The sequence below is a fragment of the Blautia sp. DFI.6.71 genome (assembly GCF_020593585.1).
In the GTDB taxonomy this organism is placed as follows: Bacteria; Bacillota; Clostridia; order Lachnospirales; family Lachnospiraceae; genus Blautia_A; species Blautia_A wexlerae.
On the sequence record NZ_JAJDMJ010000006.1, the window covers coordinates 34909 to 51907 of the forward strand.

Sequence of the window (16999 nt, forward strand, 5' to 3'; positions counted from 1 at the left end):
GATGGATATGAAGAAAGACGAACTTAGATATTTACAGAGACTTGCAGAAATTTATCCTACAATCGGAAAGGCATCTACGGAGATTATCAATCTTCAGTCAATCCTGAATCTGCCGAAGGGAACGGAACACTTTATGTCAGACCTTCATGGGGAGTATCAGGCGTTTTCACATGTGCTCAGAAATGGTTCCGGTGCAGTGAGGAAGAAGATTGATGATGTGTTTGGACATACATTAAGTAACAATGATAAGCGTTCTCTGGCAACTCTGATCTATTATCCGAAAGAGAAGATGGATCTTGTCAAAGATACAGAAGAAGATATGGAAAACTGGTATAAGATCACTCTCTACCGTCTTATTGAAATCTGTAAGACAACAGCCTCCAAATATACCAGATCCAAAGTACGAAAAGCTCTTCCAGCAGATTATGCCTATGTGATCGAAGAACTGATCACAGAGAAAGCGGAGGTTCTCGACAAAGAGGCATATTATGATTCCATTGTAAATACGATCATTGAGATTGGCAGTGCGGAGAATTTTATCATTGCGCTTGCAGAACTGATCCAGCGTCTGGTCGTGGATCATTTACATATTCTGGGGGATATTTATGACAGAGGTCCTGCTCCACATTTCATTATGGATCGCCTGATGCAGTATCACTCCCTGGATATTCAGTGGGGAAACCATGATGTTGTCTGGATGGGTGCGGCAGCAGGACAGAAAGCCTGTATTGCAACAGTGGTAAGAAACAGTATCCGTTACGGAAATCTGGATATTCTTGAGGATGGATACGGAATCAATATGCTTCCTCTGGCGACCTTTGTGATGGAGGCGTATAAGGATGATTCCTGCGAGATTTTTGCTATGAAAGGTGCTTTCAATTATAATGTTCTTGAGGAAGAACTGGGCAAAAAAATGCACAAGGCTATTGCTGTGATCCAGTTTAAATTAGAAGGTAAACTGGTGCGCAGACATAAAGAATTCCAGATGGAAGACAGAGCACTTCTTCATCGGATCAATCCGGAAAAAGGGACGATCACACTGCCTGACGGAAAAGAATATCCGCTTCGCGACAATAATTTTCCGACTATTGACTGGAAACATCCATACGAACTTACAGCCGGAGAAAAAGAAGTTATGGACAAACTGTCCTCTGCATTCAGAAACTGTGAAAAACTGCAAAACCACATCCGTCTCCTACTTGACAAAGGCGGGCTTTATACAGTATATAACGGAAATCTTCTGTTTCATGGAAGCATTCCTCTGAATGAAGACGGAACATTCCGGGAAGTACAGATTTATGGAAAAAGCTACAAGGGAAAAGAACTGTACGATGTACTGGAAACCTATGTGCGCAGAGCATTCTATTCTGTAGGAAAAGAAGAACAGAAGAAGGGCAGAGATATTATGTGGTATATCTGGGCAGCTCCGAATTCACCATTGTTTGGCAAGAGCAAGATGAGTACTTTTGAAAGATATTTCATAGAGGATCCTTCTACACATGAAGAGAAGAAGAATGCTTATTACCGCCTCTGGGAGAATGAAGAAGTGGTAGATAATATGCTTCGTGAATTTGGTCTGGATCCGGAAAAAGGGCATATCATCAATGGCCATGTTCCGGTACACCAGAGTGAAGGAGAAAGTCCTGTAAAATGTGATGGAAAGGTTATCGTGATTGACGGTGGTTTTTCCAAGCCATATCAGAAAGTAACGGGAATTGCCGGATATACGCTGATCTATAATTCCTATGGACTGAATCTTACTGCTCATGAACCGTTTACGTCCAAAGCAGATGCTGTGGCAAGAGAGACTGATATTGTATCGAACCGCGTGGCAGTCAGCTACATGTCCAGACGCCAGCTTGTGGGTGATACAGATACAGGTCATGCGCTGAAAGAGAGAATACAGGAATTGATCCAGCTGCTGGATGCATACAGAACAGGTATCATCAAGGAAAAGAAATAAGGTTACTGTTCACATACCACTATCCCGCGAGGTGTTTTGGCATGAATATGCCAAAATCCCGAGACATACAAGCCAAAATTCCATTGCCGCAGGCAATCTGGAATGAATTTTGGCTACGTTACTGTGAACGGAGTGAACAGTAACGAAATAAGATTAAAACTCTTTACTTCTAAATTTTCATTCTATATAATGGGAGTGTTGTGTGATATAACTGTTTTTACAGCAATTTGGCAGGATAAGAACTGTTATAGTGAAGGAAAACGTTATGAAACGGGCTATAGTAATCTTTTTAAATGGATTATCGAAGAGGATTATGATAAAAGTTGCCTGAAGATGATGAACAAAAGGAGAATACGATAATGGGTGGAATTTTTGGAGTAGCATCAAAGTCCAGTTGCATTCTGGACCTTTTCTTCGGAATTGATTATCATTCCCATCTGGGAACACGCAGAGGCGGAATGGCAGTGTATGATAAGAAACGTGGTTTTGACCGCGTGATTCATAACATTGAAAATGCGCCGTTCAGGACCAAATTTGATGGTGACATTGGTGAGATGGAGGGAAATCTGGGAATCGGATGTATTTCAGATAATGAACCTCAGCCACTTCTGGTGCGCTCTCATCTTGGCAACTTTGCAATTACCACAGTTGGAAAGATCAATAACATGGATGAACTGATTGCCAACTGTTTTAAAAACGGATGCACTCATTTTCTGGAAATGAGTGGAGGAAGCGTAAATCCCACAGAAATGGTAGCTGCACTGATCAATCAGAAAGACAACATGATTGAGGGAATCCGTTATGCGCAGGAAGTGATAGAAGGTTCCATGACCATGCTGATCCTGACACCAAAGGGGATTCTGGCAGCACGTGACCGTCTGGGAAGGACTCCACTGATCGTGGGAAAGAAAGAAGATGCCTGTTGTGTATCTTTTGAAAGCTTTGCATACCTGAATCTTGGATATGAAGACCTGAAAGAACTGGGCCCCGGAGAAATTGTTGCAGTGACTCCGGACGGTGTGGAAACCCTGCAGAAACCAGGGGAAGAGATGCGAATCTGTTCTTTCCTCTGGGTATATTACGGATATCCTACTTCGGCATACGAGGGTGTGAATGTAGAAGAAATGCGTTATCATTGCGGTGATATGCTGGCCAGGAGAGACAGGGGAGAAGTAAATCCCGATATTGTAGCCGGTGTTCCGGATTCCGGTATTGCCCATGCGATTGGATATGCGAACCAGTCCGGTGTGCCTTTTGCCCGTCCGTTTATCAAATATACACCAACCTGGCCAAGATCATTTATGCCTACACAGCAGAGCCAGAGAAATCTTATCGCAAGAATGAAGCTGATTCCTGTACATCGTCTGATCAAGGATAAGAGCCTTCTGATGATTGATGATTCTATTGTACGTGGAACACAGCTAAGAGAAACAACGGAATTTCTTTACAGAAATGGTGCAAAGGAAGTACATATCCGTCCTGCGTGTCCGCCTTTGCTTTATGGATGCAAATATCTGAATTTCTCACGTTCTAAATCGGAGATGGATCTGATCACAAGACGTGTGATCGCCAAACGCGAGGGAGAGAATGTCAGTGATAAAGTCCTGGCAGACTATGCAGATCCAAATTCAACAAATTATAAAGAAATGCTGGAAGAAATCCGTAAGGAGCTGAATTTCACATCACTGAAATTCCACAGACTTGATGATCTGAAAGCTTCCATTGGAATTTCACCATGTAAACTCTGTACCTATTGCTGGGATGGAAAAGAATAAGGAGTCTGACTGTCGGATAGTAACGAACAAGAAACAGAAGAGGAGATGCAGATTTGTCGATAACAAACAATGGGAAACAGAAACGGAATAAAAAGAAAAAAAGACTTATAAAACTTCTGATAATTGTAATTATCCTGTTTATCCTGCTTATGCTGGCAGATACTCTGCTGCTCCAACACAGAAAGAACGTGGACAGAGAACAGAGAAAAGCAGAAGCGATCGCGGCACTGGAAAGAGTTCCCACTGTAACACCGACACCTGCAGCTACACCCACACCTACCCCAACGCCGATTCCTACGGTAACACCAACACCTGTACTGGAAAGGGCATATGTTTTTAACCCGGAGGACTATCTGGGAACCTGGCGCAGTGAGAATGGCAGGGTTAAGATCAAAATTAAAAAACTCAGCCAGAAATCGATCACATTCACTTATTGGCAGACAAATAAGAAAAAGACAGCTTCCTGTAAGGCAAAAGTAAAGAAATCCGTAGCAGGAAACGCAACCAGATTCTCGTTTACAGACTCGCTGGGAAATGTAGCAAAGGGTTATCTTACCTTTGATAATGGTCGTCTTTATGTGAATATTAAGACAAAAACAAAAGCGGAGGGTGCAAAAGTCCATCCTTCTGTGGATACTGTTATGATAAAAGAATAAAAGATACGAAGAATATAAAAGGATTCAGTAACATAAACAGTTACAGGAATCCTTTTATATTTAAAAAAGTGATTTTACTTATTTATTCATCTCTTTTTTATCAGTGCGTCCTACCAGATAATCAACACTTATATCGTAATAATTTGCCAGTCTGATAAGCATTTCAACCGGGATATTGCGTGAACCTGTCTCATAGTGAGAGTAGGAACGCTGGCTGATGTGAAGAATTTCGCTGAGCTGTTTCTGTGACATGTCAGCATCTGTACGTAAATCCTGAATACGCTGAAATTTCATATAGTTCACCTCTCTGTTTTGTAGTGTACTCCCAAACATGATCTGTGAAAAGCCTTCGCAGATTATGTACTGAAAAAAGTATAAAACAGAACAAAATGAACGGTTGCAAAACAGAGCAAAATGGTCTATTATAAAAATAATCTTTTTTCTAATCTGATTTCTGAAATAATTTCCAATACAAGTTAAGTGATGTAACTATTCAGTCGTCCGCTGTTTGGCGAGCATAAATATCGGGGGAGATTTATGCCGGAAGAAAGGAGTTTATATTTGTTTGCAAGTGTATTATCAGCTGCAATTTTTGGGGTGGAAGTATGCCCTGTGCAGGTAGAAGCTGATGTAAGTAACGGACTTCCTTCCTTTATCATGGTAGGATTTCCTTCTGCGCAGGTAAAGGAAGCGCAGGAACGGGTACGCACAGCACTCAAGAATAATGGTTATCAGTTTCCACCAAAGAGAATTACCGTCAATTTTGCTCCTGCAGACATGAAGAAAGAGGGAGCCGGTTTTGATGTACCGGTGGCAGCAGCAGTGTTGGCTGCTTTTGAGATGATCAGCCCTCAGGTTGTCAGCAGAGTTATGATGGCAGGGGAGATCGGTCTGGACGGAGAAATCCATGGGATATCCGGAATCCTGCCGATTGTGTTGTGTGCAAGAAGTTTGGGCAGTCGTTTTTGCGTAGTTCCCTATGAGAATCTGAAAGAAGGAAGACTAATCAGGGATGTGCCGGTAGCAGGAGTAAAAAATTTACGGGAACTGGTCGAGTGTCTTAAGAATCCGGAACCCTATCTGAGGAGGGAAATACAGGAAGAAATTCCTTCTATTATAAATACAGATATGGGAATGGATTTTTCAGACATTGAAGGACAGGAAGGGGCAAAAAGAGCGGCGGAAATTGCAGTAAGCGGATTTCACAATCTTCTCCTTATCGGACCTCCGGGAACGGGTAAAACCATGCTTGCCAGAAGACTGCCGACGATCATGCCTGGGCTTGGCTTTGAAGAAAAGCTGGAGCTTACCAGAATTTACAGTATTGCAGGACTTCTTTCAAGAGAACATCCTCTGATTGATGAGCGACCATTTCGCAGCCCTCATCATACAAGTACTCCGCAGGCAATTGCAGGAGGCGGGCGTAATCCCAGACCCGGCGAAATCACTCTTGCGCATAAAGGTGTACTCTTTCTGGATGAAATGCCGGAATTTTCCAGAGCAAGTCTGGAACTTCTGCGACAGCCCATGGAGGATAAAGTGATCCAGATAGCCAGAGCAAGCGGAACTTACAACTTTCCGGCGGATTTTATGTTATGTGCAGCGATGAATCCCTGTCCCTGCGGTTATTATCCGGATTTAAACAGATGCACCTGTACAGCAGGTGAGATCACACATTATATGGGAAAAATCAGTCGCCCCCTTCTGGACAGAATTGATATCAGCACTGAGGTACCGCCGGTTTCTTTTTCACAGCTTCACTGTGGAAGAAAGGGAGAAAATTCCGCTGCTATCAGAAAAAGAGTGGAAAAAGTACAGAAGATTCAGGAAGAACGGTATAAAGATGAGAAAATAAATTTTAACGGGCAGCTGAAGAGCAGTCTGATCGATAAATTCTGCCCTCTTACAGACAGCGCATCACGACTTCTGGCAAGAGCCTTTGAAAAAATCGCATTCAGTGCCAGATCCTATCACAGGATCCTGAAGGTAGCCAGAACAATTGCGGATATGGAAGGGGAAGAAATGATTGCCGGTCATCATATCGGAGAAGCACTTTCGTACAGGGCATTTGACAAAGATTCTGTCATAAAATAAAGGTCAGTGAGGTATTTTATATGGAAAGAACTGATGTGAAAAATAATCATACAGAAGAATACAGTACAGGTCAGATACGATGTATTGAGAAATCAGATCCGGAATATCCTCAGATAATGAAGCAGTATTCCTCCATGCCGGCAAAGCTTTATGTAAAAGGCAGACTTCCTGATCCTAAGAGAAGAACGGTGGCAGTGATCGGTGCCAGAATGTGCAGTCCTTATGGAAGGATGCAGGCATTCCGGTATGCGAAAGCGTTAAGTGTAGCTGGAGTCCAGATTATCAGCGGTATGGCACTTGGCATTGATTCAGAAGGACATAAAGGCGCACTGGAAGGAAAGATGCCTACATTTGCGGTGCTTGGAAGTGGTGTTGATGTATGCTATCCGAAATCTAACAGAAAACTCTATGAGAGGATCTTATGGGAAAATGGTGGGATCATCAGTGAATGTCCACTGGGTTCAGGACCTGTTTCCTGGCATTTCCCGGCGCGAAACCGGATCATCAGTGCTTTGTCAGACGCGGTTCTGGTAGTGGAAGCAAAAGAAAACAGCGGTTCGCTGATTACTGCGGGATTTGCACTGGAACAGGGAAAGATGGTCTATGCGATTCCGGGGGCAGTGACAGATGAACTCAGCAGAGGCTGCCATAAGCTGATCTACGACGGCGCAGGGATTGCATACTGTCCGGAAATTATGCTGGAAGAACTTGGAATTTCGATGGAAAAAGTAACACAAAACGGTGAAAAAAACAACTTGGGACTTGCAAGAGATTTGAATATGGTGTATAGTTGTCTCGATTTACGACCAAAAAATCCCGACTACATTGTGAGAAAAACAGGCTTTTCCCCGGCACAGGTAAGCAACTGTCTTGTGGAACTGACACTGCGGGGGCTCATAAGAGAGAGCGGGAGACATTATTATGTAAAAGACAGTTGACGATTTATGATTATTGTGCTTCACGTTTCTGCGGCGCAGGGCGATTTTTATATGTAACAATATCGCTGTCAGGCAATGTGCCCGTTCAGGGACACTGTGAAGAATAACAGATTACGACTAGGAGAGGTAGCATGGCGAAATATCTGGTGATAGTAGAATCACCTGCAAAAGTGAAAACAATAAAGAAATTTCTCGGTGCGAATTACGATGTGGAAGCTTCTAACGGACATGTCCGTGATTTCCCGAAGAGTCAGTTCGGAATTGATGTTGAGCATGATTTTGAACCCAAATATATAACGATCAGAGGAAAGGGAGAACTGCTTGCAAAGCTTCGCAAGGCTGCAAAGAAAGCAGATAAGATTTATCTTGCAACTGACCCTGACCGCGAGGGAGAGGCAATTTCCTGGCATCTGATGCAGGCATTAAAAGAAGATCCGAAGAAGATGCACAGGATTACCTTTAACGAGATTACCAAGACAGCAGTAAAATCATCAATCAAACAGGCCAGAGACCTGGATATGGATCTGGTAGATGCACAGCAGGCAAGACGTATGCTTGACCGTATGGTAGGTTATACCATCAGCCCGCTTCTCTGGGCAAAAGTCAAGAGAGGCTTAAGTGCGGGGCGCGTACAGTCTGTTGCGCTTCGTATCATCTGTGACAGAGAAGATGAGATCAATGCGTTTATTCCGGAAGAATACTGGAGCCTGGAGGGAGATTTTCAGGTGAAGGGTGAGAAGAAACCGTTGCAGGCGAAGTTTTATGGAACAGATAAAAAGATGGATATCCACAGCAAAGAGGAAATGGATAAACTTCTGGCCTCTCTGAAAGATAAAGAATATGAGATCAATGAAGTAAAGAAAGGCGAGAGGATCAAGAATGCACCGCTTCCCTTTACTACAAGTACCTTACAGCAGGAAGCAGCCAAGACCTTAAACTTTTCCACACAGAAGACAATGCGTCTGGCACAGCAGCTGTATGAAGGAATTGATATCAAAGGAAATGGAACGGTAGGTGTGATCTCTTATCTGCGTACAGATTCCACCCGAATCTCAGAGGAAGCAGATGCTGCTGCAAGAGAATATATCACTGCTCAGTACGGAGAGGATTATGTTTCAAAGTCTGAGAAAGCTGTGAAAAAGGGACAGAAGATCCAGGATGCTCACGAAGCGATCCGTCCTACAGACATCAGCCGTACACCGGCTGTACTGAAGGAATCTCTTTCAAGAGATCAGTTCAGACTGTATCAGCTTATCTGGAGACGTTTTGCGGCCAGCAGAATGGCTCCTGCAAAATACGAAACAACATCTGTAAAGATTGGTGCAGACCAGTATATTTTTACAGTCTCTGCCTCCAAGATCATATTTGACGGATTTATGTCTGTATACACAGATGAAGAGGACCAGAAAAAAGGAAATGTTCTGAATCAGAGTCTTGAAAGAGGAATGAAGCTTAGTCTTAAGGAACTGAAACCAGAACAGCATTTCACGCAGCCGCCTGCACATTATACAGAGGCATCTCTGGTCAAGACTATGGAAGAACTGGGGATTGGACGTCCAAGTACCTATGCGCCGACGATCACAACGATCATCAGCCGCCGTTATGTTGCAAAAGAACAGAAGAACCTGTATGTTACAGAGTTGGGGGAAGTTGTCAATAATATTATGAAACAGGCTTTCCCGAGTATTGTAGATGTAAACTTCACTGCGACTATGGAAGGGCTTCTGGACTGTGTGGCAGCAGGAACTGTAAAGTGGAAGACAGTAGTAAGCAACTTCTATCCGGATCTGAAGAAGGATGTAGATGCTGCAGAGGAAGAACTTGAAAAGGTTGATATTCAGGATGAAGTGACAGATGTGATCTGCGAAAACTGTGGCAGACATATGGTGATTAAATATGGTCCTCATGGACGATTCCTTGCATGTCCGGGATTTCCGGAATGCAAAAATACCAAACCATATTTTGAGAAGATCGGGGTGGCATGTCCGAAATGTGGAAAAGAGATTGTGCTTAAGAAAACCAAAAAAGGACGTAAGTACTACGGATGTGAGGATAATCCGGATTGTGATTTCATGTCCTGGCAGAAACCATCAGCAAAGAAATGTCCGAAATGTGGAAGCTATATGGTGGAAAAGGGGAATAAGCTTGTCTGTAGCCAGGAGACATGTGGATATGTAGAGGCAAAGGACGAGAAAGAATAATAACGGATTGTAAATGTTATAAATGGGACTGTTGCAGCAGTTGAAAATGAATTTCATTAATGCAACAGTTCCGTTTTTTGTCTTACAGTCAGTGACTTTCTGACTTTTTGTCTTCAATCCTTTGAATTTTTGATGATGATATTTATTGAATAATATTATAAAAGGAATCTATTTTCAGAAAAGCAAAAATAAATAAAAAAATAGTAAAATTTGTCTTGTAATTTGACTTTAAAACGTGTAAAATCAAAGTATCAGTAATGTTAATAACCATGTGTGTCTGAATCTTCCTTGCGAGCAAAAGAAAGTGACTGCTCATTTATGAAATAATGACAGAAAGATTTCGGATATGTACAGGGTGAAAGGAGGACAATATGAGTGTTCAGCTGCTGGATAGAACAAGAAAAATTAATAAACTTCTGCATAACAGCAGTTCCAGCAAAGTGGTATTTAATGACATCTGTCAGGTTCTGATGGAGACACTGAGTTCCAACATTCTGGTTCTCAGTAAAAAAGGAAAGGTTCTGGGTGTCAGTTTATGCCCGGGAGTAGAGGAGATCACTGAACTGATCGAGGACAAGGTTGGCGGATATGTAGATTCCCTGTTAAACGAGAGATTTCTGGGTGTCCTGTCAACAAAAGAGAATGTAAATCTTCAGACACTGGGATTTGAACATGTATCAAGCAGTTATCAGGGAATCATTAATCCGATAGATATTGCAGGGGAACGACTGGGTACTGTATTTATGTATCGTTATGAGAAACCATATGACATTGAAGATATTATTGTCAGTGAATATGGAACAACCGTTGTAGGGCTGGAGATGATGAGAGCGGTCCATGAAGAGAATGCTGAGGAGGACAGAAAGCAGCAGGTAGTGAAATCTGCGTTTAATACTTTATCTTTCTCCGAACTGGAGGCAATCATCCATATCTTTGATGAACTTGACGGAGATGAGGGAATCCTGGTTGCAAGTAAGATCGCAGACCGCGTGGGAATCACCAGATCTGTTATCGTAAACGCTTTGAGGAAGTTTGAAAGTGCCGGTGTGATCGAATCCAGATCATCCGGTATGAAGGGAACCTACATTAAAGTGCTGAATGAAGTCATCTTTGATGAACTGGAAGAGATTAAAGCTCAGAGAAATAAGAAATCCTGATCCGTAAATAATGAATACAAGAAGGCTGTCTGCTGTATGGTGGACGGTCTTTTTGTTATGTTATAGAAAATTATTCCGTAATATGCTTATAACATAATAAAGCCCTCCGGACTAGTACAGCGAATATTAAGTAACTGCTATATTGACTTGTCTGATTTTTCATCTGCGGCGTTGTCGTCAATCGCCGTAGCCACCGCTACGCCTCATTCCTCCGCCTTGCAGCTGAAGCAATCATCCTGCGTCAATATAGCAGAAACTTAATTTTCGATGTACTAGTTATGACAAAATTATTTGTAAATTAAGAAAACAAAAGAAAAGAAGAGTATATATAAGTAAAAAAGAGAATATATATTATTTTATAATGATAAAAGCACTTGCGAAATCGACTCATTTTCAATAATATAAGGACAGTGATTAGCACTCGAAGTAAATGAGTGCTAGCAAAAATCGGCAGGATTAGACAGAGTGCCGAAACAGTTACCGGATATTTTGCAATAATGGAAAGAGTACGGTAACAGGAAAGCTTTAGTTGGAGAATAAAGGAGGATATAGATCATGACATTAGTACCTTTAGGTGACAGAGTTGTATTAAAACAGGTTGAAGCAGAAGAAACAACAAAATCCGGTATCGTTCTTCCGGGACAGGCACAGGAGAAACCACAGCAGGCAGAAGTTGTAGCTGTAGGACCTGGCGGAGTTGTTGACGGCAAAGAAGTAAAAATGGAAGTAGCTGTAGGTGATAAAGTTATCTACTCCAAATATTCAGGAACAGAAGTAAAAATGGATGGCACAGAATATATCATTGTAAAACAGAATGATATTCTTGCAATTGTTAAATAAGCAATATCAAAATAGAAAACATAAATGAAGATACTTATAAGATAATGTTTGCAGGTAAGATAATATTTACAGGATGTAACATGAGATATCGGACAGGTATCAGAAAGAATTCATAGAAATCAGAATTTGAATCAGGAGGTCATATTATCATGGCAAAAGAAATTAAATTCGGCGCAGAAGCCAGAGCAGCTCTTGAAGCTGGTGTAAATAAATTAGCTGATACAGTAAGAGTAACATTAGGACCGAAAGGAAGAAACGTAGTTCTTGACAAACCATACGGAGCTCCGCTTATCACAAACGACGGTGTTACAATCGCAAAAGAAATCGAACTGGAAGACGGATTTGAAAACATGGGCGCACAGCTGATCAAAGAAGTGGCTTCCAAAACAAACGATGTAGCAGGTGATGGTACAACAACAGCTACTGTTCTTGCACAGGCTATGGTTCACGAAGGAATGAGAAATCTGGCAGCAGGCGCTAACCCGATCATCCTCAGAAAAGGTATGAAGAAAGCTACAGATGTAGCTGTAGAAGCAATCAAGAACATGAGCCAGACAATCAGCGGCAAGAAACAGATTGCAAACGTTGCATCTATTTCCGCAAGCGATGAGACTGTTGGACAGTTAGTAGCAGATGCTATGGAAAAAGTTTCCAAAGACGGTGTTATCACAGTAGAAGAATCCAAGACAATGCACACAGAACTTGACCTTGTAGAAGGTATGCAGTTCGATCGTGGATATGTATCCGCATATATGTCAACAGATATGGAAAAAATGGAAGCAAATCTGGAAGATCCATACATCCTGATCACAGACAAGAAGATCAGCAACATCCAGGAAATCCTTCCATTACTGGAGCAGATCGTAAAAGTTGGTGCGAAACTTCTTATCATTGCTGAAGATGTAGAGGGCGAAGCTCTTACAACTCTGATCGTAAACAAATTAAGAGGAACCTTCCAGGTAGTAGCTGTCAAAGCTCCGGGATATGGTGACAGAAGAAAAGAAATGCTTCAGGATATCGCAATCCTTACAGGTGGTCAGGTAATCTCCGAAGAAGTTGGTCTGGAACTGAAAGACGCAACTATGGAGCAGTTAGGACGTGCAAAATCTGTTAAAGTTGCAAAAGAGAACACAGTTATCGTTGACGGTATGGGTGACAAAGATGCAATCGCAAACCGTGTTGCTCAGATCCGTGGACAGATTGAAGAAACAAAATCTGAATTTGATAAAGAAAAATTACAGGAAAGACTTGCAAAACTGGCTGGCGGCGTAGCTGTTATCCGTGTTGGTGCTTCCACTGAGACAGAAATGAAAGAAGCGAAGCTTCGTCTGGAAGATGCTCTTGCAGCTACAAGAGCAGCAGTAGAAGAAGGTATCATCGCAGGTGGTGGATCTGCTTACATCCACGCATCCAAAGAAGTTGCAAAACTTGCAACAACTCTGGAAGGTGACGAGAAGACAGGTGCAAATATCATCCTGAAAGCTCTGGAAGCTCCTCTGTTCCGCATTTCTGCAAATGCAGGACTTGAAGGTTCCGTAATCATCAACAAAGTAAGAGAATCCGAACCGGGAATCGGCTTTGATGCTTTGAACGAAAGATATGTAGATATGGTAAGCGAAGGTATCCTTGATCCTGCAAAGGTTACAAGAAGTGCTCTTCAGAATGCTACAAGCGTTGCGTCTACATTACTGACAACAGAATCTGCTGTTGCAATTATCAAAGAAGACACACCTGCACCGGCTGCTAATCCTGGAATGGGAATGATGTAATTTTTAATAAACGATAAAATTATACCGTAGTATGCTTATAGCAATTCTCTGAAATAATGCATCTTAATCCAGCCCATCAGAGTGTGAAATCCTGCGTCAGATATCTTTGCCGTGCGTCAGCACGCCTGCAGATATCTTCCTTGTCTTTCGCACTCTGCTGAATTGTCTTAAATGCATTATTTACGAGGATTGCTATAGATAAAAACAGCGCAGGCGGAAATATGTGAAACGGAACCGTCGTCATAGACGATGGTTCCGTTTTGTGATATAATGCAGAAAAACAGCATGATGAATAAAATATAATTGTTAAATATGCTGTGCAAAAAAAGCTGCTTTCAACAGCTGAACAAATGAAAAGGAGACGAAACAATGGGCGACTTGTATTCAGAATTACTGGTAAAGAAAGATAAGACGGCTAAAGACAGCCTGCTCAAATACGGTCTGATCGTTTTGACAGTGCTGGCAGTATTTGCCGGACTTATCATCACACCGCTGGCACTGATCATTGCCGTAGCGCTTGGAATTGCATGCTATTTTGTAATCCCGAAAACAGATGTAGAATATGAATATCTGTTTATCAATGGCGATTTTGACATCGACATGATCATGTCAAAGACAAAAAGAAAGAAAGTAAAGAGCTTCAAATTATCAGAAGCAGATCTGGCAGCACCGCTGGATTCCCACAGAATGGACTATTACAACGGAAACCAGAACATGAAAGTACTGGACTTTTCATCAGGAAATCCGGAGCATAAACGCTTTGGTGTTATCACAAGACTGGACGGAAATTTATGCAAGATCATCCTGGAACCGGATGAGGCACTTGCACAGGCTATGAAAAATTCAGCACCGAGCAAAGTTTTTTTGGATTGACATAGAATCTGATTTTTGTTACACTTGTTGAAAATAAAAGGACCAGTTGCTGGTTCCTTTTTACATTACAATAGTAATTTAATTTCATATACGCAAGGGAGGAAATGCAATGGGTACTATCATTGGTGAAGGCATTACTTTTGATGACGTGCTGTTAGTTCCGGCATATTCAAAGGTAATTCCGAATCAGGTAGATGTCACAACTTACTTAACAAAGAAGGTTAAACTGAACATTCCTATGATGAGTGCAGGAATGGATACAGTAACCGAGCATCGCATGGCGATCGCTATGGCGAGACAGGGTGGTATTGGTATTATTCATAAGAATATGTCCATTGAAGCGCAGGCAGAAGAGGTAGACAAGGTAAAACGTTCTGAGAACGGTGTTATCACAGATCCTTTCTATTTATCTCCTGAACATACACTTAAGGACGCAGATGAGTTAATGGCAAAGTTCCGTATCTCCGGTGTGCCGATCACAGAGGGCAGAAAACTGGTCGGAATCATTACCAATCGTGATCTGAAGTTTGAGACAGATTTCAGCAAGAAGATCAAAGAGTGCATGACTTCTGAGGGACTGATTACAGCCAAAGAGGGAATTACACTGGAAGATGCCAAGAAGATTCTGGCAAAATCACGTAAAGAGAAATTACCCATTGTAGATGATGACTTTAACTTAAAAGGCTTAATTACTATTAAAGATATTGAGAAACAGATCAAATATCCTCTGGCTGCAAAGGATGAGCAGGGACGTCTTCTCTGCGGTGCTGCGGTAGGAATCACTGCTAATGTACTTGCACGTGTTGATGCACTTGTAAAGGCATCTGTAGACGTGATCGTAATTGATTCTGCACATGGACATTCAGAGAACATTCTGAAGGCTGTACGCGAGATCAAGGCAGCATATCCGGAACTGCAGGTAATCGCAGGTAACGTAGCAACAGGTGCTGCGACAAAGGCTCTGATCGAGGCCGGTGTAGATGCAGTTAAGGTTGGTATCGGACCTGGATCTATCTGTACCACACGAGTTGTTGCAGGTATCGGTGTTCCGCAGATCACTGCTGTTATGGACTGCTACGAAGCTGCAAAAGAATATGGAATCCCGATCATTGCAGACGGTGGTATCAAGTATTCCGGAGATGTCACAAAGGCAATCGCAGCCGGTGCGAATGTCTGCATGATGGGAAGCATGTTTGCAGGATGCGACGAGAGCCCGGGAACATTCGAACTGTATCAGGGCAGAAAATATAAAGTATACCGCGGTATGGGATCTATCGCAGCTATGGAGAACGGAAGTAAAGACCGTTACTTCCAGGAGAATGCGAAGAAACTTGTTCCGGAAGGCGTAGAAGGACGTGTTGCTTACAAAGGACATGTTGAGGATACTGTATTCCAGCTCATGGGCGGTCTTCGTTCCGGTATGGGATATTGTGGAGCAGAAACTATTGAGAAGCTTAAAGAAACAGGCAGATTCATCAAGATTTCTGCTGCATCTCTTAAGGAATCTCATCCACATGATATTCATATCACAAAAGAAGCTCCGAACTATAGCGTAGATGACAAATAATAAATTTCAGGTGTAATATATGCCCCGGCTGGCTGCTGATGGAAAGAAATAAGATTTCCAGGCATGCCGGCCGGGGTATTTTTTGCAGGGAGTAAAATCCCGTAAGAGAAGGTAAAAATGCAAAAGCATATAAACAAAAAGAAAAAAACAGATACCAGAACAGGGAAAACTGCAGTAAAAAAGAAAAACAGCAGGTCGAAAAGACGAAAGAGCAGCAGAGTAAGGCAGAGAAATCAGAGAATTCTTATGAGCCTCATGCTGCTCGTGATCATAGTTCTGAGTGGGTGGATCATAATAAATCGGGCCAGTGAAAATGGATGGAGTATTGGGGACTTTTTACATAATTCTGACACGATGGTTTCTGATGGGGAACAGTCAGGAACAGACAATACGGATTCTTCAGGCGGACCGGAACAATGGCAAAAAGAAGGGGCGCCGTACATAGATGTGGAACTGCTGACGCCGAATGAATATTCCAGACCGCAGATTCCCATTGAGAGTGTACAGTATATTGCCATTCATTATACTGCAAATCCGGGGGCAACAGCCATTGCAAACAGGAACTACTTCGAGAATCTGGCGACTACTCATGACACAAAGGTGAGCAGTCATTTTGTAGTGGGGCTGGATGGGGAAGTGGTGCAGTGTATTCCTACGTCAGAGATGTCCTATGCGACGAACTCACGTAATGTAGATACTTTGTCCATCGAGTGCTGTCATCCGGATGAGACGGGGAAATTCAATGAGGCAACTTATGATTCGGCAGTGAAGCTTTCTGCGTGGTTGTGCGTGCGGTTTGGACTTACATCAGAGAATGTGATCCGGCATTATGATGTTACCGGAAAAAACTGTCCGAAATATTATGTGGAGAATCCGGATGCATGGATACAGATGAAATCGGATATTGCGGCGCAGATTGATGTTGATTATGGTTTGCAGGATGTTCAGTAAAACGAAAATTCAGCACAGTACAAAAAAATTTGCCTTGAAATCCACAAAGAAGTATTGTACTATAATAACAATGTGTGATTTTTTTTCACAACAGTGCCTGCATGACTGGCGGAAGTAGGATTACCTACAGGGAGTGCAGCGAGTATATGAGCCGACCGCCTGGGCAGCCTGGAAATTATTCAATGAATAAATAGGTTTCCCAGGCTTTTTTTAAC

The 16999-nt window shown here is 42.3% G+C and carries 13 protein-coding genes and 1 riboswitch; of the genes, 12 read left to right on the forward strand and 1 reads right to left on the reverse strand.

Going from position 1 to position 16999, the window contains the following annotated elements; translation table 11 throughout:
• Nucleotides 1-7: 7 nt before the first annotated feature.
• From LJE12_RS04640 to LJE12_RS04650, 3 genes are all read left to right on the forward strand, one after another.
• The gene (locus tag LJE12_RS04640) at nt 8-1963 is read left to right on the forward strand and encodes a fructose-1,6-bisphosphatase (protein WP_227292092.1); all 1956 of its coding nucleotides are present in this window, start codon (nt 8-10) and stop codon (nt 1961-1963) included.
• A 359-nt stretch (nt 1964-2322) separates the two neighbouring features.
• Nucleotides 2323-3738, forward strand: a complete 1416-nt coding sequence (locus LJE12_RS04645) for an amidophosphoribosyltransferase (protein WP_008705709.1) — start codon at nt 2323-2325, stop codon at nt 3736-3738.
• A 53-nt stretch (nt 3739-3791) separates the two neighbouring features.
• Nucleotides 3792-4394: a hypothetical protein gene (locus tag LJE12_RS04650; RefSeq protein WP_173699930.1), complete on the forward strand. Its 603-nt coding sequence runs from the start codon at nt 3792-3794 to the stop codon at nt 4392-4394.
• A gap of 78 nt (nt 4395-4472) precedes the next feature.
• On the opposite strand, the gene LJE12_RS04655 is transcribed toward LJE12_RS04650, so the two are convergent.
• Nucleotides 4473-4688 carry a helix-turn-helix domain-containing protein gene (locus tag LJE12_RS04655; protein ID WP_020993399.1) on the reverse strand — a complete coding sequence of 72 codons (216 nt, stop codon included), beginning with the start codon at nt 4686-4688 and terminating at the stop codon, nt 4473-4475.
• Between the two features lie 243 nt (nt 4689-4931).
• On the opposite strand from LJE12_RS04655, the gene LJE12_RS04660 reads away from it, so the two are divergent.
• The 9 genes from LJE12_RS04660 to LJE12_RS04700 all read left to right on the forward strand — a co-directional run bounded on the left by LJE12_RS04660 (nt 4932) and on the right by LJE12_RS04700 (nt 16784).
• Nucleotides 4932-6488, forward strand: coding sequence for a YifB family Mg chelatase-like AAA ATPase (locus LJE12_RS04660; protein WP_227292093.1), 1557 nt, complete (start codon nt 4932-4934; stop codon nt 6486-6488).
• Nucleotides 6489-6508: 20 nt separating this feature from the next.
• The gene (gene dprA / locus LJE12_RS04665; RefSeq protein WP_062807261.1) at nt 6509-7426 is read left to right on the forward strand and encodes a DNA-processing protein DprA; all 918 of its coding nucleotides are present in this window, start codon (nt 6509-6511) and stop codon (nt 7424-7426) included.
• 131 nt (nt 7427-7557) lie between these two features.
• Nucleotides 7558-9627, forward strand: coding sequence for a type I DNA topoisomerase (gene topA / locus LJE12_RS04670; protein ID WP_008705704.1), 2070 nt, complete (start codon nt 7558-7560; stop codon nt 9625-9627).
• 371 nt (nt 9628-9998) lie between these two features.
• The gene (gene codY / locus LJE12_RS04675) at nt 9999-10784 is read left to right on the forward strand and encodes a GTP-sensing pleiotropic transcriptional regulator CodY (protein ID WP_008705703.1); all 786 of its coding nucleotides are present in this window, start codon (nt 9999-10001) and stop codon (nt 10782-10784) included.
• 555 nt (nt 10785-11339) lie between these two features.
• Nucleotides 11340-11624: a co-chaperone GroES gene (gene groES, locus LJE12_RS04680; RefSeq protein WP_008705701.1), complete on the forward strand. Its 285-nt coding sequence runs from the start codon at nt 11340-11342 to the stop codon at nt 11622-11624.
• A gap of 149 nt (nt 11625-11773) precedes the next feature.
• The gene (gene groL, locus LJE12_RS04685) at nt 11774-13393 is read left to right on the forward strand and encodes a chaperonin GroEL (RefSeq protein WP_055053500.1); all 1620 of its coding nucleotides are present in this window, start codon (nt 11774-11776) and stop codon (nt 13391-13393) included.
• Between the two features lie 369 nt (nt 13394-13762).
• A complete protein-coding gene (locus LJE12_RS04690) occupies nt 13763-14266 on the forward strand; it encodes a DUF6106 family protein (protein WP_022380754.1) in 504 nt (167 codons plus the stop codon).
• Between the two features lie 109 nt (nt 14267-14375).
• On the forward strand, nt 14376-15833 hold the full coding sequence (gene guaB / locus LJE12_RS04695; protein WP_008705695.1) for an IMP dehydrogenase: 1458 nt from the start codon (nt 14376-14378) through the stop codon (nt 15831-15833).
• A 246-nt stretch (nt 15834-16079) separates the two neighbouring features.
• A complete protein-coding gene (locus LJE12_RS04700) occupies nt 16080-16784 on the forward strand; it encodes a peptidoglycan recognition protein family protein (RefSeq protein WP_081026340.1) in 705 nt (234 codons plus the stop codon).
• A gap of 91 nt (nt 16785-16875) precedes the next feature.
• Nucleotides 16876-16956, forward strand: a riboswitch (ZMP/ZTP riboswitch).
• The last annotated feature ends 43 nt before the right edge of the window (nt 16957-16999 follow it).

What these genes read in the sequence shown, in the direction of transcription:
- LJE12_RS04645 (WP_008705709.1), top strand. Translation starts at nt 2,323, where the DNA reads ATGGGTGGAATTTTTGGAGTAGCATCAAAGTCCAGTTGCATTCTGGAC.
- groES (WP_008705701.1), top strand. Translation starts at nt 11,340, where the DNA reads ATGACATTAGTACCTTTAGGTGACAGAGTTGTATTAAAACAGGTTGAA.
- guaB (WP_008705695.1), top strand. Translation starts at nt 14,376, where the DNA reads ATGGGTACTATCATTGGTGAAGGCATTACTTTTGATGACGTGCTGTTA.
- dprA (WP_062807261.1), top strand. Translation starts at nt 6,509, where the DNA reads ATGGAAAGAACTGATGTGAAAAATAATCATACAGAAGAATACAGTACA.
- LJE12_RS04655 (WP_020993399.1), bottom strand. Translation starts at nt 4,688, where the DNA reads ATGAAATTTCAGCGTATTCAGGATTTACGTACAGATGCTGACATGTCA.
- LJE12_RS04640 (WP_227292092.1), top strand. Translation starts at nt 8, where the DNA reads ATGAAGAAAGACGAACTTAGATATTTACAGAGACTTGCAGAAATTTAT.
- codY (WP_008705703.1), top strand. Translation starts at nt 9,999, where the DNA reads ATGAGTGTTCAGCTGCTGGATAGAACAAGAAAAATTAATAAACTTCTG.
- topA (WP_008705704.1), top strand. Translation starts at nt 7,558, where the DNA reads ATGGCGAAATATCTGGTGATAGTAGAATCACCTGCAAAAGTGAAAACA.
- groL (WP_055053500.1), top strand. Translation starts at nt 11,774, where the DNA reads ATGGCAAAAGAAATTAAATTCGGCGCAGAAGCCAGAGCAGCTCTTGAA.
- LJE12_RS04690 (WP_022380754.1), top strand. Translation starts at nt 13,763, where the DNA reads ATGGGCGACTTGTATTCAGAATTACTGGTAAAGAAAGATAAGACGGCT.
- LJE12_RS04700 (WP_081026340.1), top strand. Translation starts at nt 16,080, where the DNA reads ATGAGCCTCATGCTGCTCGTGATCATAGTTCTGAGTGGGTGGATCATA.
- LJE12_RS04660 (WP_227292093.1), top strand. Translation starts at nt 4,932, where the DNA reads ATGCCGGAAGAAAGGAGTTTATATTTGTTTGCAAGTGTATTATCAGCT.